Origin of the sequence: Anaerocolumna xylanovorans DSM 12503, assembly GCF_900143645.1 — a bacterium.
Taxonomy (GTDB): Bacteria; Bacillota; Clostridia; order Lachnospirales; family Lachnospiraceae; genus Anaerocolumna; species Anaerocolumna xylanovorans.
The window spans coordinates 1,363,613-1,389,356 of sequence record NZ_FRFD01000003.1 but is presented as its reverse complement, the minus strand read 5'-3'; the positions used below and the strand labels follow the sequence as shown (position 1 = coordinate 1,389,356).

At 40.6% G+C, this 25,744-nt stretch carries 20 protein-coding genes; 19 read left to right on the top strand and 1 reads right to left on the bottom strand.

The genetic code is table 11. The features are described from left to right. Positions 1-5 precede the first annotated feature (5 nt). The 18 genes from plsX to BUF11_RS05870 all read left to right on the top strand — a co-directional run bounded on the left by plsX (position 6) and on the right by BUF11_RS05870 (position 22,435). A complete protein-coding gene (gene plsX, locus BUF11_RS05955) occupies positions 6-1,013 on the top strand; it encodes a phosphate acyltransferase PlsX (RefSeq protein WP_073587801.1) in 1,008 nt (335 codons plus the stop codon). Positions 1,014-1,031: 18 nt separating this feature from the next. After that, a complete protein-coding gene (gene acpP / locus BUF11_RS05950) occupies positions 1,032-1,265 on the top strand; it encodes an acyl carrier protein (RefSeq protein WP_073587800.1) in 234 nt (77 codons plus the stop codon). Between the two features lie 138 nt (positions 1,266-1,403). Further along, positions 1,404-2,135 (top strand): ribonuclease III, encoded by a 732-nt coding sequence (gene rnc, locus BUF11_RS05945; protein ID WP_242952321.1) that lies wholly within the window; start codon positions 1,404-1,406, stop codon positions 2,133-2,135. An 18-nt stretch (positions 2,136-2,153) separates the two neighbouring features. After that, positions 2,154-5,720 (top strand): chromosome segregation protein SMC, encoded by a 3,567-nt coding sequence (gene smc, locus BUF11_RS05940; RefSeq protein WP_073587799.1) that lies wholly within the window; start codon positions 2,154-2,156, stop codon positions 5,718-5,720. Positions 5,721-5,743: 23 nt separating this feature from the next. Next, positions 5,744-6,667: a signal recognition particle-docking protein FtsY gene (gene ftsY, locus BUF11_RS05935; RefSeq protein WP_073587798.1), complete on the top strand. Its 924-nt coding sequence runs from the start codon at positions 5,744-5,746 to the stop codon at positions 6,665-6,667. A gap of 14 nt (positions 6,668-6,681) precedes the next feature. Further along, positions 6,682-7,902 carry a threonine ammonia-lyase gene (gene ilvA, locus BUF11_RS05930; protein WP_073587797.1) on the top strand — a complete coding sequence of 407 codons (1,221 nt, stop codon included), beginning with the start codon at positions 6,682-6,684 and terminating at the stop codon, positions 7,900-7,902. A 376-nt stretch (positions 7,903-8,278) separates the two neighbouring features. Next, positions 8,279-10,558 carry a sodium-translocating pyrophosphatase gene (locus tag BUF11_RS05925; RefSeq protein WP_073587796.1) on the top strand — a complete coding sequence of 760 codons (2,280 nt, stop codon included), beginning with the start codon at positions 8,279-8,281 and terminating at the stop codon, positions 10,556-10,558. A gap of 466 nt (positions 10,559-11,024) precedes the next feature. Next, on the top strand, positions 11,025-12,059 hold the full coding sequence (recA, locus tag BUF11_RS05920; protein ID WP_073587795.1) for a recombinase RecA: 1,035 nt from the start codon (positions 11,025-11,027) through the stop codon (positions 12,057-12,059). Then, complete coding sequence (locus BUF11_RS05915) at positions 12,059-12,655, top strand: regulatory protein RecX (RefSeq protein ID WP_073587794.1); 597 nt, start codon at positions 12,059-12,061, stop codon at positions 12,653-12,655. Before recA ends, BUF11_RS05915 begins: the two co-directional genes overlap by 1 nt. Before the next feature lie 212 nt (positions 12,656-12,867). Beyond that, entirely contained in the window at positions 12,868-14,187 is a 1,320-nt protein-coding gene (locus tag BUF11_RS05910) for an MFS transporter (protein ID WP_073587793.1), read from the top strand. Continuing rightward, positions 14,174-15,181 (top strand): phosphotransferase family protein, encoded by a 1,008-nt coding sequence (locus tag BUF11_RS05905; RefSeq protein ID WP_084558475.1) that lies wholly within the window; start codon positions 14,174-14,176, stop codon positions 15,179-15,181. Before BUF11_RS05910 ends, BUF11_RS05905 begins: the two co-directional genes overlap by 14 nt. 143 nt (positions 15,182-15,324) lie before the next feature. Beyond that, the gene (locus BUF11_RS05900) at positions 15,325-16,797 is read left to right on the top strand and encodes a sensor domain-containing diguanylate cyclase/phosphohydrolase (protein WP_073587792.1); all 1,473 of its coding nucleotides are present in this window, start codon (positions 15,325-15,327) and stop codon (positions 16,795-16,797) included. Positions 16,798-16,945: 148 nt separating this feature from the next. Then, a complete protein-coding gene (locus BUF11_RS05895) occupies positions 16,946-18,379 on the top strand; it encodes an acyl-CoA carboxylase subunit beta (RefSeq protein WP_073587791.1) in 1,434 nt (477 codons plus the stop codon). Between the two features lie 72 nt (positions 18,380-18,451). Then, the gene (locus BUF11_RS05890) at positions 18,452-18,826 is read left to right on the top strand and encodes an OadG family protein (protein WP_073587790.1); all 375 of its coding nucleotides are present in this window, start codon (positions 18,452-18,454) and stop codon (positions 18,824-18,826) included. A gap of 36 nt (positions 18,827-18,862) precedes the next feature. Then, the gene (locus tag BUF11_RS05885; RefSeq protein WP_073587789.1) at positions 18,863-19,297 is read left to right on the top strand and encodes a biotin/lipoyl-containing protein; all 435 of its coding nucleotides are present in this window, start codon (positions 18,863-18,865) and stop codon (positions 19,295-19,297) included. Positions 19,298-19,324: 27 nt separating this feature from the next. Further along, positions 19,325-20,755: an oxaloacetate decarboxylase subunit alpha gene (locus tag BUF11_RS05880; RefSeq protein WP_073587788.1), complete on the top strand. Its 1,431-nt coding sequence runs from the start codon at positions 19,325-19,327 to the stop codon at positions 20,753-20,755. A gap of 169 nt (positions 20,756-20,924) precedes the next feature. After that, a complete protein-coding gene (locus tag BUF11_RS05875) occupies positions 20,925-21,698 on the top strand; it encodes a TrmH family RNA methyltransferase (protein WP_242952320.1) in 774 nt (257 codons plus the stop codon). 143 nt (positions 21,699-21,841) lie between these two features. Further along, entirely contained in the window at positions 21,842-22,435 is a 594-nt protein-coding gene (locus tag BUF11_RS05870; RefSeq protein WP_073587968.1) for a GNAT family N-acetyltransferase, read from the top strand. Positions 22,436-22,593: 158 nt separating this feature from the next. On the opposite strand, the gene BUF11_RS05865 is transcribed toward BUF11_RS05870, so the two are convergent. After that, positions 22,594-24,600, bottom strand: coding sequence for a PfkB family carbohydrate kinase (locus BUF11_RS05865; RefSeq protein ID WP_330393854.1), 2,007 nt, complete (start codon positions 24,598-24,600; stop codon positions 22,594-22,596). A 179-nt stretch (positions 24,601-24,779) separates the two neighbouring features. Between BUF11_RS05865 and rbsK the strand changes: the two genes are divergently transcribed. Beyond that, positions 24,780-25,715: a ribokinase gene (gene rbsK, locus BUF11_RS05860; RefSeq protein ID WP_073587787.1), complete on the top strand. Its 936-nt coding sequence runs from the start codon at positions 24,780-24,782 to the stop codon at positions 25,713-25,715. Positions 25,716-25,744 lie beyond the last annotated feature (29 nt).

Here is a 25,744-nt window from a genome sequence, read left to right as displayed (position 1 = left end):
TATATATGGATAAGGTTGTGAAAGTTGCAGTCGATGCAATGGGTGGTGATTATGCTCCGGCTCAGACTGTTAAGGGCGCCTTAGAAGCCTTGGAAGAAAGAAAGGATATTAAGATTATCCTGGTAGGTCAGGAAAAGGCTATTAATGCGGAACTAAACGGTATCGGCTATGATAAGGACCGGTTAGCAATTGTCCATGCAGAAGATGTGATAACCAACGATGAAGCACCTGTGATGGCTATACGAAGAAAAAAGAATTCTTCTATTGTTGTTGCGATGAATCTTGTGAAGAGTGGTGAAGCAGATGCTTTTGTCTCTGCTGGCAGTACAGGTGCGGTTTTGGTTGGCGGACAACTTATTGTGGGAAGAATCAAGGGCATTGACCGGCCGCCATTAGCCCCATTAATTCCAACAGGAAACGGCGTATCACTGCTAATTGACTGTGGAGCCAATGTAGACGCGAGACCTTCACATTTGGTGCAATTCGCCAAAATGGGTTCTGTATACATGGAGAATGTGTTAGGAATTAAGAATCCCAGGGTTGCCATTGTTAACATAGGTGCTGAAGAAGAAAAAGGTAATATGCTGGTAAAGGAAACATTTCCTTTGCTTAAGAATTGTAATGACATAAATTTTATCGGCAGTATCGAAGCTAGAGAAATACCGGGAGGCGGAGCAGATGTTATCGTATGTGAAGCATTTGTAGGTAATGTTATCCTGAAATTATACGAAGGGCTTGGAAGTACTTTAATCGGTAAGATAAAGGCAGGTTTAATGAGCACAACAAAGAGCAAAATAGGTGCCCTGTTATGTAAGCCGGCTTTAAAGGAAACATTAAAGTCATTTGATGCATCCAGATATGGCGGTGCACCCATGCTTGGTTTGAATGGACTGGTGGTGAAATCCCACGGGAATTCCAGCAGTAATGAAATCAAGAATTCAATTATTCAGTGTATTACTTTTACAGAGCAGAATATTAATGATAAGATAAGAATGCATCTGGAAGAAGAATAGAAAAGAAAGGTGAGTATTATGGAATTTGAAAAATTACAAAAAATTATCAGTGAAGTTTTAAACGTGGATGAGGATGAAATTACAATGGAAACTACTTTCGTAGATGATTTAGGTGCCGATTCCCTTGATATCTTCCAAATTATTATGGGAATTGAAGAAGAATTTGACATTGAGATTGCCAATGAAGAGGCAGAGAATATTGTAACCGTAAGTGATGCGGTAGAGCAAATTAAAAACGCACTGAATCAATAGAAAGTTTAATATTTGCAATGATATTAAGCCCTTCTAAAAGGGCTTTGCCCTTCTTGAAGGGCTTTGCCTTTTTAAAGGGTGTTTTTTATGAAGAACTATAAAAACAGCGTATAAATATTGATAGAAACGGAGGAAGAAATGAATCGATCGGAAGAATTAATTTTAGAGAAACTGCGAAAGTTTGAAGAGGCAATCGAATACCGCTTTCGAGACCGAATGATATTAAAACGGGCATTGACGCACAGTTCCTATGCGAACGAGAAAAGACTTAGTAAACTTGAGAATAACGAACGGCTGGAGTTCTTGGGAGATGCGGTTTTAGAACTTATTACAAGTGAGTTTCTCTATGGAAACAATCCCAAAATGCCGGAAGGCGAGCTTACGAAATTAAGGGCAAGATTGGTGTGTGAACAGACACTTGCAAATTGTGCAATTGATATGAATGTGGGTAATTACCTGCTTCTTGGCAAAGGGGAGGCTGCAACAGGAGGAAGAGAGAGATTTTCAATACTTTCTGATACCGTAGAGGCTATAATAGGGGGGATTTATATAGATGGTGGTTTTACTAATGCAAAAGAGTTTATTAACCGTTTTATCTTATCGGACATGGAAAATAAAAAGCTCTTTTTCGATAGCAAGACTATCTTACAGGAAATTGTTCAAAGCGAATATAAAGAACAGCTATCATATGAATTAATCAAAGAAGAAGGCCCTGATCATAATAAGCAGTTTACCGTTGTTGCCATGGTGAAGGATATCGAACTGGGAACAGGGGTTGGAAAAACGAAAAAAGCTGCGGAGCAGGAGGCTGCCTATTCTTCTATCTTAAAGATAAACCGTAAAAAAAATCTCATTCCCCAACCAAAATAAAAATCAACGGGAGTAACTATGTATTTAAAAAGTATTGAAGTATATGGGTTTAAATCCTTTGCCAATAAAATTATCTTTGAGTTTCATGACGGCATTACCGGAATCGTAGGTCCGAACGGAAGTGGTAAGAGCAATGTAGCAGATGCGGTGCGCTGGGTATTAGGAGAGCAAAGTGCAAAGCAGCTGCGTGGAGCTAAAATGGAGGATGTTATTTTCTCAGGGACGGAAACAAGAAAACCTTTAGGCTTTGCCTATGTTTCCCTCACTATTAATAATGAAGACCATAAGCTTCCTATTGAGTATGACGAGGTAACAGTTGCACGAAGAGTTTACCGTTCGGGGGAAAGTGAATACCTTTTAAATGGGAGCGGCTGCAGATTAAAAGATGTGCAGGAATTGTTCCTGGATACGGGTATTGGTAAAGAAGGCTATTCCATTATCGGGCAGGGTCAGATTGAAAAGATATTAAGCGGAAAACCAGAGGACCGCAGAGAGTTATTTGATGAGGCGGCAGGGATTGTAAAATTTAAGAAGAGAAAAGCGGCAGCGCAGCATAACCTGGAAGAAGAGCGCCTGAATTTAAGCAGAATTCAGGATATCCTATCTGAAATTGAGAAGCAGACAGGTCCGTTAGAAAAGCAGTCTGCAGTAGCCAAGGAATATCTGAAATTAAGGGATGAGTTAAAAGGACTTGACATACAGCTGTTTTTATCAGAAAATGAAAAAATTAAAGAGTTAAAAGACCAGACGGATCAAAAACTTGCCATTGCAACGGGCGCCTTTCAGACTGCCAATGAAAAATCAGAGCATATGAAAGAAGAGTTCGAGCTTCTGGAAAATGAAATAGAAGGCTATAACCATTCCCTGGAGGAATTAAAAGCTGAACAGAGTAATAACCGGTTAGGACAGGAAAAGACGGAAGGTGAAATAAAGGTTCTAAAAGAACAGCTTATTTCTATTAAGCAAAATGATACCCATTATGAAACCAGGCTGCAGACGATTGCAGAGGAGATTAAGGCAAAATCCCTGGAGCAGGAAGGTTATGTCAGGGAAAAGAATGAGCTGGATAAAAGGATGGATGAGCTGGATGAAAAGCAGGCAAAAGACATTCTGCTTTTAGAGGAAATCCGGAGTAAGATAAAGGATGATACCAAACAGACAGAAAGTCTGCATGGAGAAATTTTCGATTTCTTAAGTGAGAATTCCGGTATCAAAACCAATCTGGAACGTTATGAGACCATCTTAGAGCAAAATAATATTAAGAAAACAGAGCTGACCCAGAAACTTCTTCGGAATAAAAGTGAAGAAGCCGTAATAGATTTGGATATCCAAAGTGCCAGAGAAGGATTAAATAACCTTTGTGCACAAATAGAGGAAAATCTTAGTGAAACAAAATTATCCCAGGAAAAGGTCTTAGGATTCCGGGAAAAATTAAAGGGCATAGAGGAAGAGATTCAGAAAAAGCAGCAGGCTTACCACACCAGCAATTCACAGCTTGAGGCACTTAAGAATCTGACAGAGCGTTATGAGGGCTATGGCAACAGTATCCGGAAAATCATGGAGAAGAAGGATACGCCGGGAATTATCGGTGTAGTAGCGGATATCATAAAGACAGAGCCTAAGTATGAAACGGCCGTGGAAATTGCACTGGGCGGAAGTATTCAAAACATTGTAACCGATACGGAAGCAACTGCAAAGGAACTGATTGAGTATCTAAAGAAAAATAAATTCGGAAGGGCAACCTTTCTTCCTCTGACAAGTATTTCGGCCAAGGAAAGCTATGGCCAGCAAAAATACTTAGAGGAGAAGGGGGTAATAGGCTTGGCTCATACACTGGTAAAAGCAGAGGAGCGCTTTAAAGGCCTGATGCAGTTCCTTCTTGGTAAAAGCCTGGTGGTTGACCATATTGATAACGCATTGGCTATTGCGAAAAAATATAACCATACCCTTCGTATTATTACACTGGACGGGGAATTATTAAGCCCCGGCGGTTCCCTTTCCGGAGGAGCCTATAAGAATTCCAGCAATCTGCTAAGCAGAAGGCGTGAGATAGAAGACCTGGAGGAAAGGATAGTCCGGTTAAAGAAGGAAGGGATGGAGCTGACCAAAGAACGGGAGGCACTAAACCAGGAAGTCCAGGTAATCCTAAAGGAGCTGGAAGAGAAAAAGCAGGCACTGCAGGGAATTTATCTGGAGGAAAATACATCAAAGCTTCATTTATCACAGAATGAAAAGAAGAAGCAGGAATTAGGCCAGCTTTACGAAGAAATTACAAATGAGATAAATCAAATTGAAAGTCAAAGTATAGAATTAAATAAGAATATAAAGACCTTAAAGGGAAGCCTTGTTCTAAATGAAAACAGGAGCAGGGAGAATGAACAGAAAATCGATGAGATGGGCAGGAAGCTGGAAGAAATAAAAGCTGCCGAGCAAGAGGTAAGTGAGAGGGTTTCCTCGTTAAAGGCGGAAATGTCCGCTTTTGAACAGAACAACCAGCATCTCCTTGAGAATATCAAAAGGGTAAAACGTGACCTTGAAAAGCTCTACGAAGAAGAAAGTACCATAAGAAAAGGCAGGGAAGAATCTCTGACGGTATGCAAAGAAAAACAGGATGCAATTCTTTCGGATGAAGAAAAGTGCAGGAGTTTCATCTCTGAAATACAAAGTCTAGAAGAACAGATAAAGGAATTGCAAAAGAAAAAAGAAGAAGTATCCATAACCCACAAATCCTTTTTTGAACGCAGGGAAGAACTTTCAAAGGAAATTATTAATCTGGATAAAGAAATTTACCGTTTAAATGGCCAGCTTGAGAGGCTGGAAGAACAGTTAAATGAGAAGAAGGATTATATGTGGGAGGAATACGAGCTCACCTTACATACCGCTATAGAGACTGTGGATGCACAAATATTAAAAGAGGTTGATTCTTCCCGCCTGAAAAAGCGAATCGGTGAAGTCAAGGCTGGTATGAAGGGCCTTGGAGATGTAAATATCAATGCAATTGAGGATTACAAGAACCTTTCGGAACGTTTTCTTTTCTTAAAGGGACAAAAAGAGGACATTGAAAAAGCAGAAGGGACACTGGTTCATATCATACAGGAGCTGGATGAGGAAATGCGGAACCAGTTCAATGAAAAATTTGCACAGATTAAGGTGCAGTTTGACCTGGTATTTAAAGAATTATTCGGCGGAGGACGGGCAACACTGGAATTAACAGAGGGAGAGGATATCCTGGAAGCAGGCATTATCATTACCTCCCAGCCGCCGGGAAAGAAGCTCCAGAATATGATGCAGCTCTCCGGCGGTGAAAAGGCACTGACTGCGATATCCCTGCTCTTTGCCATACAGAACTTAAAGCCCTCGCCATTTTGTCTTCTGGATGAAATAGAAGCGGCTCTGGATGATGCAAATGTGAAGCGTTTTGCAAAATACCTTCATAAGCTCACAAAGGATACACAGTTTATTATAATAACCCATAGAAGAGGAACGATGAATGCCGCTGATGTTTTATATGGCATCACCATGCAGGAAAAGGGTGTGTCAACCCTTGTATCTGTAAACCTCATAGAAAATGATTTGGAAAAATAAGCTAGTTAAGAAAAGAGGTAAGGATGGGAGAAAATAAAAAAGGCTTTTTTGGCAGACTGGTAGAAGGACTCTCAAAAACGAGAAATAATATTGTATCTGGTATTGAATCCATTTTCAGCGGATTTTCAAGCATTGATGATGAATTTTATGAAGAGTTGGAAGAAATCCTTATTATGGCAGATATCGGCATTAATACTACAGGTTCCATTATATCTGATTTAAAACAGAAGGTAAAAGAAGCAAAGATAAAGGAACCCAAGGAATGCAAAGAACTGTTAATGCAGAGTATTATGGACCAGATGAAAGTCACGGAAACCGCTTATGAATTTGAAAGTCAAAAGTCCATTGTACTTTTAATTGGTGTAAATGGAGTGGGAAAGACCACTTCCGTAGGAAAGCTTGCAGGCCAGTTAAAGGATACGGGCAAAAAGGTTATGGTAGCAGCAGCAGATACTTTCCGTGCAGCGGCCATTGAGCAGCTTACCGAATGGGCAAACCGTGCGGGAGTTGAGATAATTGCACAAAAGGAAGGTTCTGACCCGGCAGCAGTAATATATGATGCGGTAACCTCTGCAAAAGCCAGAGGGACCGATGTATTAATCTGTGACACAGCAGGAAGGCTTCATAACAAAAAAAATCTAATGGAAGAGTTAAAAAAGATTGACAGGGTAATCACAAGAGAATACCAGGAAGCTTTTAGGGAGACGCTGCTTGTCCTTGACGGAACTACCGGGCAGAATGCTCTGGCCCAGGCAAAGCAGTTTAAAGAAATAGCAGACATTACAGGCATTATTTTAACGAAGTTAGACGGAACAGCCAAGGGCGGTATCGCAATTGCCATTCAGGCAGAACTTGGCATACCGGTAAAATATATCGGTATCGGAGAACATATTGACGATTTACAGAAATTCAACGCAAGTGATTTTGTAAACGCGCTGTTTAACTAAAAGGAGAATTCAAAATGATGACATTGGATAAATTTGAGGAAGCTGCGGAAGTCGTGAAAAGGGTTACTTTAAGAACAAAGTTAATCTATAGCGATTATTTTTCTGACACTACAGGAAATAAGGTGTTTTTAAAGCCTGAAAATATGCAGTTTACCGGTGCTTATAAGGTAAGGGGTGCCTATTATAAAATCAGTACTTTAAGCAAGGAGGAGAGGGAAAAGGGACTCATTACTGCCTCCGCAGGAAACCATGCCCAAGGTGTTGCCTATGCATCCAGAATATATGGAGCAAAGGCTATCATCGTAATGCCTACCACCACCCCTCTGATTAAGGTAAACCGCACCAAGAGCTATGGCGCTGAAGTGATTCTATATGGAAACGTATATGATGATGCCTGTCAGCATGCCTTAAAGCTGGCGGAAGAGAAGGGCTATACCTTTATCCATCCTTTCGATGACGAAGTAGTCGCAACCGGTCAGGGTACCATAGCCATGGAAATTTTTCAAGAGATTCCTACCGTTGACATCATTTTAGTTCCTATTGGAGGAGGCGGCCTTGCGGCAGGAGTATCGACCCTGGCAAAGCTGTTAAATCCGAATATCAAAGTTATTGGAGTAGAGCCTTTAGGGGCAAACTGCATGGAGGAGTCTTTAAAGGCAGGCCATGTCGTAACCTTACCCCAGGTAGAGACCATTGCAGACGGAACAGCAGTAAAGACCCCGGGAAGCAGTATATTCCCTTATATCCAGAAGAATATTGATGAAATTATAACCATAGATGACAGGGAATTAATCGTAAGCTTTCTGGATATGATAGAAAACCATAAGATGGTGGTGGAAAATTCAGGACTCTTGACCATTGCAGCTTTAAAGCATTTAAACTGTGCCGGCAAAAAGGTAGTTTCTATCCTAAGCGGAGGCAATATGGATGTTATTACGGTATCCTCTGTCGTACAGCACGGACTTATCCAGAGAGGACGTATATTTACCGTATCGGTACTATTACCGGACCGCCCCGGTGAGCTTGTAAATGTAGCCAATGTCATCGCAGAAAAACAGGGAAATATTATCCGCCTGGACCATAATCAGTTTGTTTCCATTAACAGAAACAGTGCCGTGGAACTTACCATAACCATGGAAACCTTCGGGCACGAGCATAAGGACAGTATCGTGAAGGCATTGCAGGACAGGGGGTATAATCCGCAGATTGTGCCGCCTAAAAATACATACAATTAATAACTAATCAAATAATGTGTTATTTAAGGGCTTCCCGTAAGAGTGTTATCTTAGGGAAGCCTCTTTTGCTTATAAAAGAATTATTGTGAAAGAATCAGAATATAAATATATGGTGGCAAGTTGCTTTCCTGCCCGCTGTAAAATTACAATTATCATACTATTTGATATGAAGATTCTAGCCAAAAGACAGGTGGATATTTAGTGATAAGACATATAACATGCTGGACTCTATGGAATTAAAAGGAATATGAGTTGTAATATATGCCGAATAAATATTAAATTTACAAGAATTTTAGTAGCATTTTCATAATGAAAGGTATATAATTGTGTGAGGTTATAAATAATACTTAAAATATCGGACAGGAGGAGTTATTACATGTTAAATCTTGCAAATGCGACTACCTTTGAAATAGTCGCAATCTGGTGCGTACTTCTCATTGCTTTTCTTGGTTTAGGGTATGCCCTTTTACTTAGAAGACAGATCATGAAGTATGACAAAGGCACTGAAAAGATGCAGGAAGTATGGGGCGCCATCAAAGTTGGGGCAGATACTTACCTGAAGAGGCAATTAAAAACGATTGTACCGCTTATCGTTGTTCTCACCTTCGTACTGTTTTTATCTGTTTATGTTGTTCCGCCTTCGGATGAGGCAATGAGTCGTTTTGCAGGTAAATCCGAAGATACGGTAAAAATCATTATTGGTATCGGACGGGCTATTGCCTTCGTTATGGGAGCCTGTTTCTCTTTAATGGTTGGCCAGTTTGGTATGAGAATGGCTGTTGAGGGTAATGTCCGTGTTGCTTCCGCATCAAGGAGAAGCTTTGGCGAAGCCCTTAAGATTGCATATAGAACCGGTACAATCACAGGTATGCTGACAGATGGACTGGGACTTCTTGGCGGTACCCTGATATTTATGATATTTGGTATTGCTGCACCTGATGCGCTCTTAGGCTTTGGCTTTGGCGGTACCCTGTTAGCCCTTTTCATGAGAGTGGGCGGCGGTATTTATACAAAGGCAGCGGATGTTGGTGCAGACCTTGTCGGTAAAGTAGAAGCCGGTCTTCCGGAGGATGATGAAAGAAATGCTGCCGTTATTGCAGACCTCGTTGGTGACAATGTTGGTGACTGTGCAGGTATGGCAGCTGATATATTCGAATCCTATGAAGTTACTATTGTTTCCGGGCTTATTCTTGGTTTGGCATTAATGAATCTTAATAATGGCGATTTGAAGTGGATTGTATTCCCTCTGCTCGTAAGAGGTATCGGTGTACTTTCATCCATGATCGGTACATATCTGGTAAAGGGTTCGAAGGAACTAAAAGGTAATAATGCAATGTCCTCCATTAACAAAGGCTTTTATATATCTGCGGCAATAAGCCTTGTTTCCTTTGCTTTTCTGGCTCATTTCTATATGAATGAGTGGAGAGCTTTCTTTTCAGTAGGCGTTGGTATTGTTCTTGCCATTGTACTTGACGAAATAACGAAATATTTTACGGATACTCATTACAGGCCGGTTAAGGATATTGCCGCCGCATCAAAGACAGGCTCCGCAACGCTTCTGCTTCGAGGTATCGCAGAAGGCTATGAAAGTGCAGTATGGCAGACAATCGTTATTGCTGTTACCATACTGACCTCTACCCTGATCTATCATGGTATGGGAATAACATATATATTATACGGTGTGGCTATGACAGGTATCGGTATGCTTACCCTTACCGGAAATAATGTAGCAATGGATTCCTTTGGACCAATTTCTGACAATGCCAATGGTATAGGAGAGCTTTCCGGCCTTGATAAAGAGGCAAGGAAGGTTATGGACCATCTGGATGCAACCGGTAATACAACAAAAGCAATTACCAAGGGCGTAGCAATCGGATCAGCAGTTATTGCTGCGGTTTCCCTCTTTGGCTCTTTCTTAACAGATGTCTCAAAGATACAGGAACAGATGAATATCGGCGAATCCTTAAGAATTGCTGTTACGGGTATCCGTGTTTCCGAACCCAAGGTATTCGCTGGAGTTTTAATAGGAGCCTGCATTCCCTGGCTTTTCTCCTCCCTTGTTATCAATGCGGTTACCAGAGCTGCGGCAAAGATTGTTGAGGAAGTAAGAAGACAGTTTAAGATACCCGGACTTCTGGAAAGAAAGGTAAAGCCTGATTATCAGAAGGCAGTTGATATCTGTACCGTTTCAGCTCAAAAAGAACTTTTAGGGCTTGCTTTGATTGGAATCCTTAGTCCTTTGGTGGTAGGTATTCTGCTTGGAGTAGAGTCCCTTGGAGGTTTCCTGGCAGGTGTAATTGTTTCCGGTCAGCTCCTTGCCGTATTTATGTCCAATGCCGGCGGAGCCTGGGATAATGCAAAGAAGACCATTGAAGACGGACTTTATGGCGGCAAGGGTTCCGAAGCCCATAAAGCAGCCGTTGTCGGTGATACCGTCGGTGATCCTCTTAAGGATACTGCCGGTCCCGCATTGAACCCCATGATTAAGGTTATAAATATGGTATCCCTGCTTGCAGCACCTGTACTGGTTCAGTATAACGCTACACATTGGGGAATGATTACAACCCTTATCGTATGCTTTGTTGTAATCGTTTTTGCAATACTGTATTCTAAGAATGGCGGATTCTCCTTCTTAAAAGGAAAGTCTGCTAAATAAAAAGTAAATGAATTGGCTTAGGACAGCTGCAAGTATTTTTTTGCAGCTGTCTTTTTTTCAATCCTATTGAGGGGTTCCTTGCGGAAAAATTTTACTTAAGGCTTTACAAAATTTTACCTTTCTGTTATTATACTGTTATAGTTCTATTCTGGTATGTTTCTTTTTACGGTATCTCACCGGATTTTCCACAGAATACTTAATTGTTGGTTAATTACTGCCTTTGCGGTAAAAGCATAACGTGAAAACTAAAAAGCAATTTTCACACGGCAAATCTGTGCTGATATCCAAATTCACAGCGCTTTGGCAGAATGGAAATTTATATAAAAAAGGAGGGGATAAGCAGTTACTCTACTGCGTTCGGGAGTGGGTATATTTTGGCGCGGATTATTAATTTTCGATTGACAAACAGGAAAAGATACGTTATCATTAAAACAAGAACATAAGTTCGCATAAAGGAGAGGAAAAGATGTCAAAGGAAGATAAAAGCAGAGCATTAGAAACAGCTCTGGCACAGATTGAGAAGCAGTATGGAAAAGGCTCTGTTATGAAACTTGGAGATACAGCAGCTCATATGAATATAGAAACTATTCCTACAGGCTCCATCAGTCTGGATATAGCCCTGGGTCTTGGAGGAATTCCCAAAGGAAGAGTTGTAGAGATATATGGACCGGAATCCAGCGGTAAGACAACAGTGGCCCTTCATATGGTAGCGGAAGTTCAGAAAGCAGATGGAATTGCAGGCTTTATTGATGCGGAGCATGCTTTGGATCCTGTATATGCCAAGAAAATTGGGGTTGATATTGATAACCTTTACATATCACAGCCGGATAACGGCGAACAGGCTTTGGAAATTACCGAAACGATGGTTCGTTCCGGTGCTGTGGATATCATAATTGTGGACTCTGTTGCAGCGTTAGTTCCAAAAGCGGAAATCGACGGAGATATGGGTGATTCCCATGTAGGATTACAGGCAAGATTGATGTCACAGGCCCTTCGTAAGCTGACAGCTGCTATCAGCAAGTCCAATTGTATTGTAATATTTATTAACCAGCTTCGTGAAAAAGTTGGAGTTATGTTTGGTAACCCGGAAACTACTACAGGCGGACGGGCACTTAAGTTCTATTCCTCCATCCGTATGGATGTGCGCAAGATTGAATCTCTAAAGCAGGGCGGAGAGATTGTAGGAAACAGAACACGTATCAAGGTAGTAAAGAATAAGATAGCGCCTCCTTTTAAGGAAGCAGAATTTGATATTATGTTCGGACAAGGTATTTCAAGAGAAGGGGATGTACTGGATCTGGCTTCTAATGAAAATATAGTAATAAAAAGCGGTGCATGGTATGCTTACAATGATGCTAAGATTGGACAGGGAAGAGAAAATGCAAAGCAGTTTTTAAAAGATAATCCTGAAATCTTTGCAGAGATTGAAAAAAAGGTCAGAGATAAATACAATATAATTAGCAAAGTGCCGGCACCTGAAAAGGAAGCTGATGAGAAATAATGATAATAACTGATTTAGAAGAATGTAATAAGAACAAGGTAAAGGTATATATTGATGAAAGATATTGCTTTATACTTTATGACAGGGAAATCCGTAAATACGGATTGGAAAAAGAGAAAGAAATCCCGGATGCCCTCGTAGATGAGCTTACTAATTCTTTTGTTAAAAAGGCAAAAAAGAAAGCAATGGATTTGCTTAAGAATATGGATCGTACGGAAACGGAGATTAAGCGTAAGCTTGAGTATTCCGGCTATACGGAGGAGATAATAGAAGAGGCCATAGAGTATGTAAAGAGTTATCATTACATTGATGATTTACGTTATGCCTGTAATTATATACACCTTAAAAAGCAGATTAAAAGCAGAAGACAGATTTTGGGAGAGCTTAAGCAAAAAGGAATATCTGATACGGATATAGAAGAAGCTCTTTTCGCTGAATATGATAATGAAGAAGAAGCAATACAAAGAGAAATATCAAAAAAAGTAAGAGACGTGGAAGATTTAAGCAGAGATGAAAAGCAGAAGCTGGCTGCAAAGCTTTACCGGAAAGGATACGGGATGGATTTAATCAGACGGTATATGAAGCTTGATTCTTAAGACTATCTTAAATAAAAACATAATAGGATTAAACGTATGGAACCTCCTATCAATGTGTGTTGGACAACGGCACTTTGAGGGAGGTTTCTTTTGTTTTATAGTATAGAAGAATGTTGAAAAGAAAGGCTTGTAAAATATACAATTTATGCTACTATTATGGTAGAATCAACATAATATACAGCTGCACCGGAACCTATGGAAGGAGTTTGTACATGAAGAAATGCTTGCAGCATTTTACTGCAGCAGCTTTTAAAAGAAGAGTTGCTTCCTTCTTTCTTATAGAAAATAATGCACTGCTTATGTTTACGATAGAAGGAATATTATTTGCAATTGCAACAAATATCATAAATAATAACAATAATTTGTTCGCTCTTCGTTTGGGAGCAACGGATGCACAGGTGAGCCTGGTTTCCTCTATTCCCCAATTTGTGGGCCTGCTCGTATTGCTTCCTCTTGGTATTCTTACAGACCGGATGCGAAATAAACGCCTCATGGTCAATCTTTCATTGCTTGCAATGGCTATTTTCTATCTGCTTATTGGATTTGTGCCTTATCTTAACGGTTACCGGTTTACAGCATTTTTACTGCTGCTAAGCATTTCCATGGGTCCGATGACAGGATATAATGCTTCATGGCAGGCATATTTTTCTGATGTGGTACCCTTTGAAAAAAGAAACCGTGTTCTTACGGCAAGAACCGGCAGCATGTTTTTTGTCAATGTTGCCTTGCCCCTTGCAACCGGAGCTTTGCTTGCTTATTCGACCGATGTTGGCTATAAGATAAAAATACACCAAATTTTTAACTGGTTTATATTTCTGGTATTTTTTATGCAGATTGCAGCAGTAATGAGGATTAAGGGAGGATACTCTGAAAATATAAAATCTGTCAGAGTATCGGATTTTAAAATTGCTTTAAAGGAACTGGTTCATCATAAACCTTTCATGAAATTTCTTGGAGGAGCACTTTTCTTTTATATATTTTGGCAGGCTGATTGGACTCTTTATTTCTTAGGCCAGGTAAATTATCTTAAAATGAATGAAGCCTGGTTGAGTTATGCGTCCATTGGAGCAGCTCTTGCACAGTTCCTGACAATCGGATTCTGGAGCAGGATAAATGAGAGGCTGGGGCCAAGATTCGGAGTTATATTTGGTAATTTGGGACTTGCTTTATGTCCTATTTGTATGATTATATCAACCAGCCTTCCGCCTGATTTGGGGCCTGTGGTATTCCTGATATTAAATACCCTGGCTAATTTGGCTTTTGCTACCATACCTTTAAATATCCCACAGTATCTTCTTTCTGTGATACCGGAGGAAAATAAGACTCTAAGCATTTCCATTTATACTATTTTTATTACCCTTAGCAATGCGATTATGCCTATGGCAGGAGTGAAGGCCTATCAGCTGCTCGGCAATAACCTTAATGCATTCCGGGGAGTGTTTGCGGTATTGTTTCTTCTAAGGGTTCTATCCTCCTTCCAGTGGTATTTAAGTTACCGCAGCCATAAGAAGGAGCTTTATGCAGCAAGATAATAAGAAAGGAGAAGGAGTAAAATCCTATAAAACAATGGACAGTATAACAAAAAGCAGCATCACCGATGATACCATAAGAAAAATAGCTGAAAATGCATTTCCATCTGATAAAGTGAAGGAAGTGAGGGAGCTGACAGGGGGATATTTTAATGCCGCTTATTTGGTGGCTTTCGATAAAAAGGAAGTGATTTTAAAGATTGCACCTCCAAAAAAAGTCCCTGTTATGAGCTATGAAAAAGATATTATGCGCGCTGAAACAGACTGTATGGAGCTTGTAAAAGACAGGACTGATATTCCTGTTCCGGATATCCTTTTCTGTGACTATTCACACACAGTATGTCCCAGTGATTATTTCTTCATGTCAAAGCTTGAAGGTATGAGCTTTAGCAGCATAAAAGAGACATTCACAGAGGAAGAGAAGAATTTAATAGAATTTCATACGGGAGAATATAATTCCCGTATAAATTCCATTACAGGAGAGGGATTTGGGTATTATAACAGGGTCCAAAAGGGTATTGCCTGGTTCGAGGTTTTCCTAAGCTTTTTTGCTGATATATTTAAAGATGCCGGGGCAATTGGTCTGGATACCGGTATGGATTATGCCAGCATAGAAGAATTGCTTACAAGGCATAAAAGCTATTTTGCGGAAGTGACTACTCCCAGGCTGCTGCATTGGGATCTTTGGGAAGGCAATGTTTTTGTAATGGACAAAAGGATAACCGGATTTATTGATTTTGAACGCTGTATGTGGGCAGATGTACTGTTGGAGGTGGGTTTTCGTTCACATTACCAGAAGCCGCATTTCTTGGCAGGATACGGTAAAAAAGAATTCACAGAGGCAGAAAAGGTAAGGATTCTTTGGTATGATCTATATCTGTTTTTTCTGGCTCTCATGGAAAGCGATTATAGAAAATATCCTGACCGGGGTATGTACTTTTGGGCAAAGGAACAGATAGAGAAAACATTGCCGCAGCTAAAGGAAATTAGGCCTTAGCGGAATAAGACAGGACAATCTTTTACGCGTTTGCTGTAGGAATAAGGAAAAATAAGTTGTTTCTGGAAATATTTAATGGTATAATGCTATAAACAAAAACGAGCATTTTGATTGATTATAGACGGTATGGGGTGATTACTGTTATGTCAAAGCATATTAGAAATACTTCCTCTTTCCTCTCGGCATTTTTATCCGACCGGTTATATTTTCGCAAGGGAATAAGCAAATCCAGAAGAAACGTCGAGCGGCTGAATACGATTTTATCCTCTATCAGAGATGGAATTATAATAACGGATGCAAAGGGAAATATTGAATTTATTAATGAAAAAGCCAGGGAAATCTGCGGCTTGATCAATAAAGAAATTGCTAAGAAGCCTTTAGCAGAAATTTTAACAATATATTCAGCAGATGGAAATGTCTATCCGTTAACGGGAGAATGCGTTTCCCATGTTGATAATGCATATCTTATACTGGAGGATCATAGCCGCAGATATGTAGAGATGTACATAACTCCCATAGTGGTGGGGGAGGGGATATGGGAAGGCAATTCTATTACCGTTTCTGATATTACGGAAAAGAAAAGGACGGAAGAAGAGCTGCAGCTCTTAACTTACCACGATAAGCTTACCGCAATCTATAATAGAAGATTTGCCGAAGAACAGCTTATAAAATTGGACGCGCCCCAATATTATCCCTTTTCCGTTATAATGGCTGATGTCAATGGTCTGAAAATGACAAATGATGCTTTTGGGCATAACGCCGGTGACAGGCTTTTGATTGCGACAGCCAGTTCTCTCCAAAGCGCATGCAGACAAAAGGACATTCTGGCCAGGTGGGGCGGAGATGAATATATCCTGCTGCTCCCTAATACGGATGAAGCAGAGGCGGCAGAAATCATAGAAAAGATAAGCCGGTCGAATAAAAAGGAATTCATAGAAAATATTAATCTGTCAATATCCATGGGTTATGCTACAAAGCACAGGAAGGAAGAAGACATGGATGAGGTCATTAAGCAGGCAGATGATATGATGTATAAGGAAAAGCTGGCTGTCAGCAGAAGTGTTAAGAACAGGACAGTTAACATTATCCTGCAGACACTTTATGTAAAAAACGAGTCCGAAAGAGAGCATTCAATGGGTATAGCACAGCTTGTCAATCAGCTGGAAGGCAGACTTAATCTTACTAAAAACCAGATTACCGATTTGCGGGTCCTGGGTCAGATTCATGATATAGGAAAAATCTCCATTGATGACACGATTTTAAATAAAAGCAGTCAGCTCTCAGAGCAGGAATATGAGATAGTGAAACGCCATTCAGAAAGAGGGTATCAGATTATTAAAGCATCTCCGGAGCTTATGTATCTGGCAGATGAAGTGCTGTGTCATCATGAAAGGTATGATGGACGCGGTTATCCGAGAGGTTTAAAGAGCAGTGAAATACCGAAACTTTCCAGAATATTGGCAGTGGCTGATGCAATTGAGGCTATGCTTTCTGACAGACCGTACCGGAAGGCACTTTCGATGGAAGCGACCATCAAAGAATTAAGAAGCAATTCGGGCACCCAGTTTGATCCCGAGGTTGTCGATGCATTTTTAAAAGTATTATCGTTATCTTAATATAGAAAATGAAAGAAAAGTTTCCTGAATGTTTTGAAAGGAAACTTTTCTTCATTCATCCTTGAAATTACCATTAAGTTATCCTATAATATAATAGGCAGAAATTTTGTATTTATGTTTTAATATAGAAATAAATGGAGGGCAGAAGATGAATACGGCTAAACAATTGTCAGCAAGGGAACGAATTAACGCTCTTCTTGACGATAACAGTTTTGTAGAAATTGGTGCTTTGGTCACCAAAAGAAATACGGATTTTAATCTATGTCAGCAGGAAATCCCTTCCGACGGGGTTATAACCGGATATGGAATCATTGATGGAAACCCTGTATATGTATATAGCCAGGATAGTTCAGCCGGCAACGGGACAATAGGCGAGATGCATGCAAAAAAAATAGTTGCACTTTATGATTTAGCACTTAAGGTGGGGGCACCGGTTATCGGATTGATTGACAGTGCCGGCTTAAGATTACAGGAAGCCACCGATGCATTAAGCGGCTTGGGAGAGATTTATCAAAAGCAGGCAATGGCATCCGGTGTGATACCTCAGATTACCGCAGTATTGGGTCCATGCGGAGGAGGCCTTGCTGTACTTAGCGCCTTAAGTGATTTTTCTTTTATGACGGAAGAAAACGGCAGGCTTTTTATAAATTCTCCCAATGCTCTGAAAAAGAATTTTACTGCAAAGTGTGATACAACATCAGCAAGGTTTCAGGAGGAAGCAGGTAATATCGATTTTGTTCTGGAAGATGAAGCGGCAGTGTTAGAGGCTGTCAGAAACCTGATAATGTTACTTCCCGCCAGCTTTGAAGATGATGCTTCCTATGAGGAATGTTATGATGATTTGAACCGTCTGATACCGGAAGATGTCTTTTTGGAGAAAGATACTTCTCATATATTAAAAGAAATATCCGACGATAAATATTTTCTTGAAGTTAAAGCAGGGCATGCCAGAGAAATGGTTACAGGCTTTCTTCGTTTAAATGGAATGACGGTGGGAGCTGTTGCCAACCGAAGAGCTGTTTATGGGGAAGAAGGAGAGCTGCTTTTTGAACATGACGGAACACTTACAGCGAACGGGTGTTTAAAGGCTGAAAAACTGATACGGTTTTGTGATGCTTTCCATATACCGGTATTATCCATAACAGATGCAAAAGGATTTAAAACAGAGATTTCAGAAGAAGCTTCCATTGCAAGAGCCACAGCAAAGCTTACCTATGCATTTTCCTCTGCTGCTGTTCCGAAGGTAAACCTGATTGTCGGAGAAGCTTATGGAAGTGCTTATTTAGCTATGAATTCCAAACATATCGGAGCAGATATGGTATTTGCTCTTAATAAAGCTTCTATCGGAATGATGGAGGAAAATGAAGCGGTCAGCATTATCTATGACAAAGAAGCGGTTGATTTAAAGGAAAAGGCAAAGGAATACAAGGAGCTTCAAGCCAGTGCCCTGTCCGCGGCAAGACGCGGATATGTGGATGCTGTTATCGAAGGAACCTCCGCACGAAAGCATTTGATATATGCCTTTGAAATGCTTTTTACAAAGAGTGTGCCTGCAGGAAATGGAAAGCATGGTACGATTTAAAGGAATACGGACAGTACTTTAGGAAATTAAATTCGTACGGATGTTAAGCTTACCGTGCAGATTGGAGCAGATATGAGTTTATTAGGATTCAATGGGAATACGGGCTTTCTTTTGAAAGTGAGTGCTTCAGGGATTTCCGATAAGATTCCCGATGAATATTTGGATATAATAGTAATTCTTGGATTAGTCCTTGTCGGTTTGATTGCGGTAATGGGTGTTCTAAGTATCATAAAGTTGTTTATATTACTGACAAAAGGCATGTATAAAAAAGATGATGTCAGCCGGGAAGCTGTTCCTATGCCTTTGGCAGAATATGCAGGACAAAGGAAGGCATACAATACAGTAAATGATCCGCAGTTGGTGGCTGTCATAACGGCAGCATTAATGGCATCCATGGAAGAGGTTCCAGCGGATGGATTAGTAATCCGTTCTATCAGAAAAAAATAATATTTCACATTGATACTTGAAGGAGGAAATAAAGATATGAAGACTTATACAGTCACAGTAAATGGTATTGCATATGATGTAACAGTAGAAGAAACCACAGGACGTCCTGTCAGAGAGTACAGGGAAGCAGCACCTGTCTATGCAGCGCCGCAGCCAGTTGCTCCAACTGCTGCGCCCGTACCGGCTCCTGTTGCCGCTGCAGCACCCGTAGAAGCGCCTGCACAAACTGCAGCACCAGCCGCAGGGGGCACAGCAGGAAAAGTATCTGTTGATTCCCCTATGCCAGGGAAAATTTTATCCGTAAAAGCATCTGTCGGACAGGCTGTTAAGAGAGGCGAAGTTATATTGATTCTCGAAGCTATGAAGATGGAGAATGAAATAGTAGCGCCGGAGGATGGTGTTGTAGCAAGTATTAATGTTTCTTCCGGAGAAAGTGTGGAATCGGGAACAGTGCTCGCAACCTTAAACTAATGAAAGACATAAAAAGGAGGCATAACGATGAACGAATTGTATAACAATTCGGAACAGAAAAAAAGGCCGGTTAAGATAACCGAAACCATATTGCGTGACGCCCATCAGTCACTTATAGCGACTAGAATGACCACCGACCAGATGCTGCCCATAATCGAAAAAATGGACAAGGTTGGATACCATGCGGTAGAATGCTGGGGAGGTGCAACCTTTGATGCATCTTTAAGATTCTTAAAGGAAGACCCCTGGGTCAGACTGCGCAGGCTAAAGGATGGTTTTAAGAATACAAAGCTTCAGATGCTGCTGCGCGGACAGAATCTGTTAGGTTACCGCCATTATGCCGATGATGTAGTGGAATATTTTATACAAAAATCCGTTGCTAACGGTATTGACAATATTCGAATATTTGACGCGTTTAACGATACCAGAAATCTGGAGACAGCAGTTAAGGCAGTAAAGAAAGAAAAAGGGCATGCTCAGATTGCCATAGCTTACACTTTGGGAGAAGCTTATACCACGGAGTATTTTACGAAGCTTGCTAAGAAAATAGAGGAAATGGGGGCTGACTCCTTATGTATAAAGGATATGGCAGGTCTTTTAGTTCCCTATGAGGCTGTTACCCTTGTGAAAGCTTTGAAGGAAACAGTCCGCATTCCCATTGATGTTCATACTCATTACACCAGTGGCGTAGCTTCCATGACCTATATGAAGGCAGTGGAAGCAGGCGCGGACATTATTGATACCGCCATGTCTCCTTTTGCCATGGGTACCAGCCAGCCGGCTACGGAAGTAATGGTGGAAACTTTTAAAAATACGCCCTATGATACCGGACTTGACCAGAAGCTTCTGGCTGAAATAGCGGACTATTTCCGTCCTATCAGAGACCGTGCCATGGAAGAGGGGATCTTAAATCCCAAGGTAATGGGTGTTGAAATCAAAACCCTTCTTTACCAGGTACCGGGCGGAATGTTATCCAATCTTATGTCCCAGTTAAAGGAACAAAAGGCAGAAGATAAATATTATGAGGTTTTAGAGGAAATACCAAGGGTCCGTAAGGATCTTGGAGAGCCGCCGTTAGTTACGCCTTCCAGCCAGATTGTAGGGACACAGGCTGTACTAAATGTAATTGCCGGTGAACGTTACAAGATGGTAACCAAAGAAACAAAGGCAATCCTATCCGGTGAGTATGGCAAGACGGTAAGACCCTTTGATGAGGAAGTAAGGAAAAAGGTTATCGGAGATACCAAACCCATTGAATGCAGGCCTGCTGATTTGCTGAAACCGGAGCTCCCGGCAATGGAGGAAGCGGTAAAGGATTGGAAAGAGCAGGAGGAGGACGTTTTATCCTATGCATTATTCCCTCAGGTTGCTATGGAATATTTCAAATACCGCTGCGCACAAAAAACAGGTGTGGATCCGTTGTTTGCAGATTATGAGAATAAGGCATATCCCGTATAAGTTATGCCTGTAATGATATAGCTGTATATAGTAATAAGCAGAGAGGCTTAAGTAAAACCGGAGGTGGTTTTCTTAAGCCTTTTTGCATTATCATTTCAGAAAAGGTGTTGACGTTTTGTATGGCAGGTTATAATATGGTGAAGGAGATTTTAATTCTAAAAGCTTGCATATGGCAGAAGCCGGTACAAGCATAGATATGAAAAACGAAGAAACGGAGCGGAATATGGAAGCCATTAAACCATACAAAAAAGGAGCGGAGTACTCCTATACCCTTGGAGCATTTCCGACCTATGAATTAATAACAGGAAAAAAGAAAGCGGTACGGAGTGTTTATGTGCATTCACAGTATACAGATAAAGAGAGCATTATAAATACCTGTAAAGCCCATAACATACCGGTTCTTACCGATGACAAGCTATTTACAAGAATCAGTGATAAGGAAAACTGCTATGTTATCGGAGTATTTGATAAATACGAGGATATTTTAGAGGAAGATACCTCCCATATTGTTCTTGTGAATCCAAGCAATATGGGGAATTTGGGGACAATTCTTCGTACCTCCCTGGGGGTTGGGATAAAGGATATAGCCCTGATAACACCTTGTGCGGATCTTTTTAATCCCAAGGTAATCAGAGCGTCTATGGGGGCTTTGTTCCGGTTAAGAGTTCAAATGTTTGACTCTTTTGAGGAATACAGAAGCAAGTATAAAAAGCAGGAGGTATTTACCTTTATGCTAAACGGGGAAAAGACTCTGGAGATACAAAACTGCCCCAGGACAGACCTTTTTTCACTGGTATTTGGAAATGAGGCTACAGGACTTGATGATTCTTATCTCTTAGCAGGAACCAGTGTATGTATCCCCCAGTCGCCGGAGGTGGATTCTTTGAATATAACTATTGCAGTAGGAATAGGAGCGTTCTTATTTACTCATAACGGAAGATGAAAATACAGTGGATTTTGAAAGGAGCATGGTTATATGAGTGAAAGAAAATTTAAAAATGTAAGGATGCCACGTATAGATTCTTTTACTCATTTTTATTTGTGGCAATATTGCAGGCAAGCCTGCGATATGCAATGGGTGTAAATATGAAAAAGACGGAAATCAGGATGGCTGTCTTAGAGGATGCGAAAGAAATCTATGCAATCTATGAGCCATATATTTTAAATACGGTGGTTTCCTTTGAATATGACAAGGTTCCCCTTGAAATATTTGAAGAAAGAATTCGAAAAGTAAAGAGCGGTTATCCATGGCTTGTGTATACGGTGGATGGTGAAATTGCCGGCTATGCCTATTGTTCCCTGCATAGGGAAAGAGCAGCGTATGCCTGGGACTGCGAATGCTCGGTATATATAAAAGACACTTATCACAAGCAGGGAATCGGTACAGTACTTTACAATGCCCTTTTTGAACTGGCAGAGGCTCAAGGGGTCTATAACATATATTCCCTTATCTGTGTTCCCAATGAAGGCAGTGTAGCCTTACATAAAAAGTTCGGTTTTACCGAAGTGGGTACCTATTATAAAACAGCATATAAATTTGGGGAATGGCGTGATTTACTGGTAATGGAAAAACGGCTAAGAACTCCCCAGGGAGCGCCGGACAGACTGATACCGGTATCAGAGCTTGATAACAGGCTGGTAGAGGAAATATTAAAGAAATATATAAAGCATGAACAGTGAAACGTTGCTGCAAGATATCATAAAGCCCTGTGTAAAGGCAGAGGGACTGTGATACTTGCGGCAACTTTTTTATAAGCCATATATAGTTTCGTACAGCCGGCATAGATTTCACTTAATTCAGCATACGAAAATTATGCAAAGCTGTACGAAGAAAAAAATCAGGATTTGAGGACCATAAGTGCCGGGTCCAGCCGTCCTATGTGGGTTTCGAGGGTTATCTGATCAACAAGTGCCTGGCTCACTCCTAATCGTGAAACGCAAAAGCCTGCCGCATAGTTAGCAATTTGAACTGACTTTTCCAGTGAAAAGCCTTTGGCCATGTAAGAGGCAAGGGCAGCGATAAAGGCATCTGCTCCTCCGGTGCTGTCAATAGAAGTAAATGCAGAAGCCGGATAATAGCTGGTTTTGTCAGGAGTTCTTAGATAGCAGCCTTTATGTCCAAGGGTTATGATAACGACAGGTATGCCTTTCTTGCCAAAATAGTCGGCCTGATCCTCAATGGTATTATAGTGCGGACACAGAGTTGCTGCTTCCTTGCGGTTAGGAATGAAAATATCAATATTTTCTATAAGTTCTTCCGGCAGATTTTTAAGGGTTGCGGGTTTTAAGATATTCTGCGCTCCGTACTTTCTGCCTGTTCTGGCAGCCTCTATGATAACAGGAAGCGGCAGTTCGGCTGACAACAGGCAATATCCGGCATTTCTGTATAAGTGCTGCTGTTTTATGATATCATCGGGAGTCAAATTGCCATTTGCACCGGATAACACAGTGATGGAGCTTTCGCCATGATTTTCAATGTAAATATAAGCACGGCCGGTTGGAGTATTGGAATCACGGTGAATACCCTGTGTAGAAACACGCTGTTCTTCTAAAACATTAAAAATAAAGTCAGAATCAGGGTCATTGCCTATTCTTCCAATCAGAGAAACTTCTCTGCCTAATTTTGATACTCCTATTGCCTGATTGGCTCCCTTGCCTCCTAAGGTTACAGCAGAATTTAATATTTTAGTAGTCTTGCCGGCCTGGGGAAGGAAATCCACGTTAAAGGTACAGTCAATGTTGATACTGCCGACAACCACGATTTTTTTTGTACGGTAGTAGTAAGGGGAGGATAAGCTATCCTCATTATCAAAAACATAGTCCGGAGAAAAGGGCGGCATATGCATGCTGCTCTTTTCGCATTCTGCAATTAAGCATTGGCACACATGGCTGCCAAAGGATTTGTAAGGAATCGAGACCGTGGAAATTTTGGGGTAGGGAAGAGGGTCTCTTGCATCATCCTTCAGGCTGACTAAAGATAAATCGGATGGAATGTAGTGCCGAAGTTTCGTCATATTACCATAAAGCACCAGTGCTGATGCGAAATGCGAGCATATAATACCGGAAATCTCATGGGTAATAATCTTTTGGATATAGTCTTCATCCTCCACTGAAAATACCATTTTATCGTTATAAGCAATCTGGTTATCATACAGACATTTTTTAAAACCTTCTAAAACAAGCTGGGAGCGTCGGCTGCTTTTCTTTATAATACAAGCAATTTTGGAATGTTTGTATTCAATTAATTTTTGAGCCATAAAATAACCCATTTGGGCAAAGTCAATGTAATATTCATCGGTACTTATTTTATTGTTGATATAACAGACGGGTATGTTCAGGTCATTAAGGTAATGCTCGTGTAGCACACTGTCCTCCTGCACTGGCTCCCAGATAACTCCATCTACGTTGTTTTTGCATAAAACGGATATGTTTTTCAATTCTGTATTGACAGAATTCTGACTGTCTAAAACCATTACGCTGTAGCCGTTTTCCTGTGCAGCCGCCAAAATACCATTCAGCATAAGGGGGGATTCTCCTGAGTTACATAGAAGTACACCCAGTACAAAGTTTTTCGAAGAAGATGTATTTTTGATCATACCATAAGGGGTATAGTTATATTCTTTTACTATTTTTAAAACCCGGTTGCGTGTTTCGGGATTAATATTCAGATCTTTATTATTAATAATTTTAGATACCGTAGATATCGATACACCTGCAAGAGCAGCTATCTCTTTGATTGTCATAACAACCTCAGCCTTTTTTATTTTATTATGGATAATAAAAGGCTTATTGTCAATAAAATTCAAATTATAGGTAAACATATGTACCAGAGCGAATTGTACCATAATTGTACCATGCTTTGAATGTGTACAATATGCATAATTATATGCCTTAAAAATATAAAAAATGACAATATTATAAAATGGTATTGACTTAGTTTGAAAATAATATTATTATAAATGCATAGGAAAAGAGTTTAGGAAAACATTTTCATGAATGAAAACATCGAATTGGAGGTGGTGTTTTGAAAAAGCGGATTCTGATTATCGGAAGTTTAAATATGGATATGATAATTGAGATGAAGCGCATGCCGGCAATAGGAGAAACGGTACTGGGAGACAATCTTTCTTACATTCCGGGAGGCAAAGGAGCAAATCAAGCCTATGCAGCCGGAAGGCTGGGTGGGGATGTTGCAATGCTTGGCTGCGTAGGTGATGACAACATGGGTGAAAAGCTTGTGTGTAATATAGCAGGAAGCGGTGCGGATGCTTCTTTCATCATGAAAACGGAGAATATACCTACCGGGACTGCAGTGATATATGTAAATGAGAAGGGAGATAACAGTATTGTGGTTATTTCCGGTGCCAATAATGCGTGTAATGTTGAATATCTGAAGCAGAACGATAACCTTATTCAGGAAAGCGACTATGTCATGGTTCAGATGGAAATACCCCTTGAAACCATTATGTATGGAATAAGACGGGCAAAAGAATTGAATAAAACAGTTATTTTAAATCCTGCTCCGGCACCGAATCCTAAGACGCTGCCCGAGGATATTTTTGAAAATATTGATTACATAACACCAAATGAGACAGAGTTAATTATGTTAAGCGGACAGACAAAAATATCACCAGAAAACATCAGGGAAGGAGCCCGCATTCTTTTAGAAAAGGGAGTTCCTAATGTGTTGGTCACATTGGGAGAAAAGGGAACACTGTATATCAGCAGGCAAATGGAAGCACTTTATCCTGCCAGAAAAGTGGAGGCCGTTGATACCACGGCTGCCGGAGACTGCTTTAACGGAGCATTCGTTACAGCTCTTTCGGAAGGCAAGAGTGTTAAAGAGGCAGTTATATTTGCTAACTGTGCTTCTTCCATTGCAGTTACAAGGAAGGGGGCACAAAGTTCCATCCCGGATAGAAAAGAGGTGGAAGACATACTTAAGCACTGGCAGCAATAATTTTCCTTTATTGGTACTGAAGGCTTTCT

Bases quoted from the DNA above. Each gene is read 5' to 3' on its own strand.
- BUF11_RS05900 (WP_073587792.1), top strand. From the start codon at position 15,325: ATGTCAAAGCATATTAGAAATACTTCCTCTTTCCTCTCGGCATTTTTA.
- BUF11_RS05875 (WP_242952320.1), top strand. From the start codon at position 20,925: ATGGCAGAAGCCGGTACAAGCATAGATATGAAAAACGAAGAAACGGAG.
- BUF11_RS05895 (WP_073587791.1), top strand. From the start codon at position 16,946: ATGAATACGGCTAAACAATTGTCAGCAAGGGAACGAATTAACGCTCTT.
- ilvA (WP_073587797.1), top strand. From the start codon at position 6,682: ATGATGACATTGGATAAATTTGAGGAAGCTGCGGAAGTCGTGAAAAGG.
- smc (WP_073587799.1), top strand. From the start codon at position 2,154: ATGTATTTAAAAAGTATTGAAGTATATGGGTTTAAATCCTTTGCCAAT.
- BUF11_RS05905 (WP_084558475.1), top strand. From the start codon at position 14,174: ATGCAGCAAGATAATAAGAAAGGAGAAGGAGTAAAATCCTATAAAACA.
- BUF11_RS05865 (WP_330393854.1), bottom strand. From the start codon at position 24,600: ATGGTACAATTCGCTCTGGTACATATGTTTACCTATAATTTGAATTTT.
- BUF11_RS05890 (WP_073587790.1), top strand. From the start codon at position 18,452: ATGAGTTTATTAGGATTCAATGGGAATACGGGCTTTCTTTTGAAAGTG.
- BUF11_RS05870 (WP_073587968.1), top strand. From the start codon at position 21,842: ATGAAAAAGACGGAAATCAGGATGGCTGTCTTAGAGGATGCGAAAGAA.
- plsX (WP_073587801.1), top strand. From the start codon at position 6: ATGGATAAGGTTGTGAAAGTTGCAGTCGATGCAATGGGTGGTGATTAT.
- acpP (WP_073587800.1), top strand. From the start codon at position 1,032: ATGGAATTTGAAAAATTACAAAAAATTATCAGTGAAGTTTTAAACGTG.
- BUF11_RS05910 (WP_073587793.1), top strand. From the start codon at position 12,868: ATGAAGAAATGCTTGCAGCATTTTACTGCAGCAGCTTTTAAAAGAAGA.
- recA (WP_073587795.1), top strand. From the start codon at position 11,025: ATGTCAAAGGAAGATAAAAGCAGAGCATTAGAAACAGCTCTGGCACAG.
- ftsY (WP_073587798.1), top strand. From the start codon at position 5,744: ATGGGAGAAAATAAAAAAGGCTTTTTTGGCAGACTGGTAGAAGGACTC.
- BUF11_RS05915 (WP_073587794.1), top strand. From the start codon at position 12,059: ATGATAATAACTGATTTAGAAGAATGTAATAAGAACAAGGTAAAGGTA.
- BUF11_RS05880 (WP_073587788.1), top strand. From the start codon at position 19,325: ATGAACGAATTGTATAACAATTCGGAACAGAAAAAAAGGCCGGTTAAG.
- BUF11_RS05885 (WP_073587789.1), top strand. From the start codon at position 18,863: ATGAAGACTTATACAGTCACAGTAAATGGTATTGCATATGATGTAACA.
- BUF11_RS05925 (WP_073587796.1), top strand. From the start codon at position 8,279: ATGTTAAATCTTGCAAATGCGACTACCTTTGAAATAGTCGCAATCTGG.
- rnc (WP_242952321.1), top strand. From the start codon at position 1,404: ATGAATCGATCGGAAGAATTAATTTTAGAGAAACTGCGAAAGTTTGAA.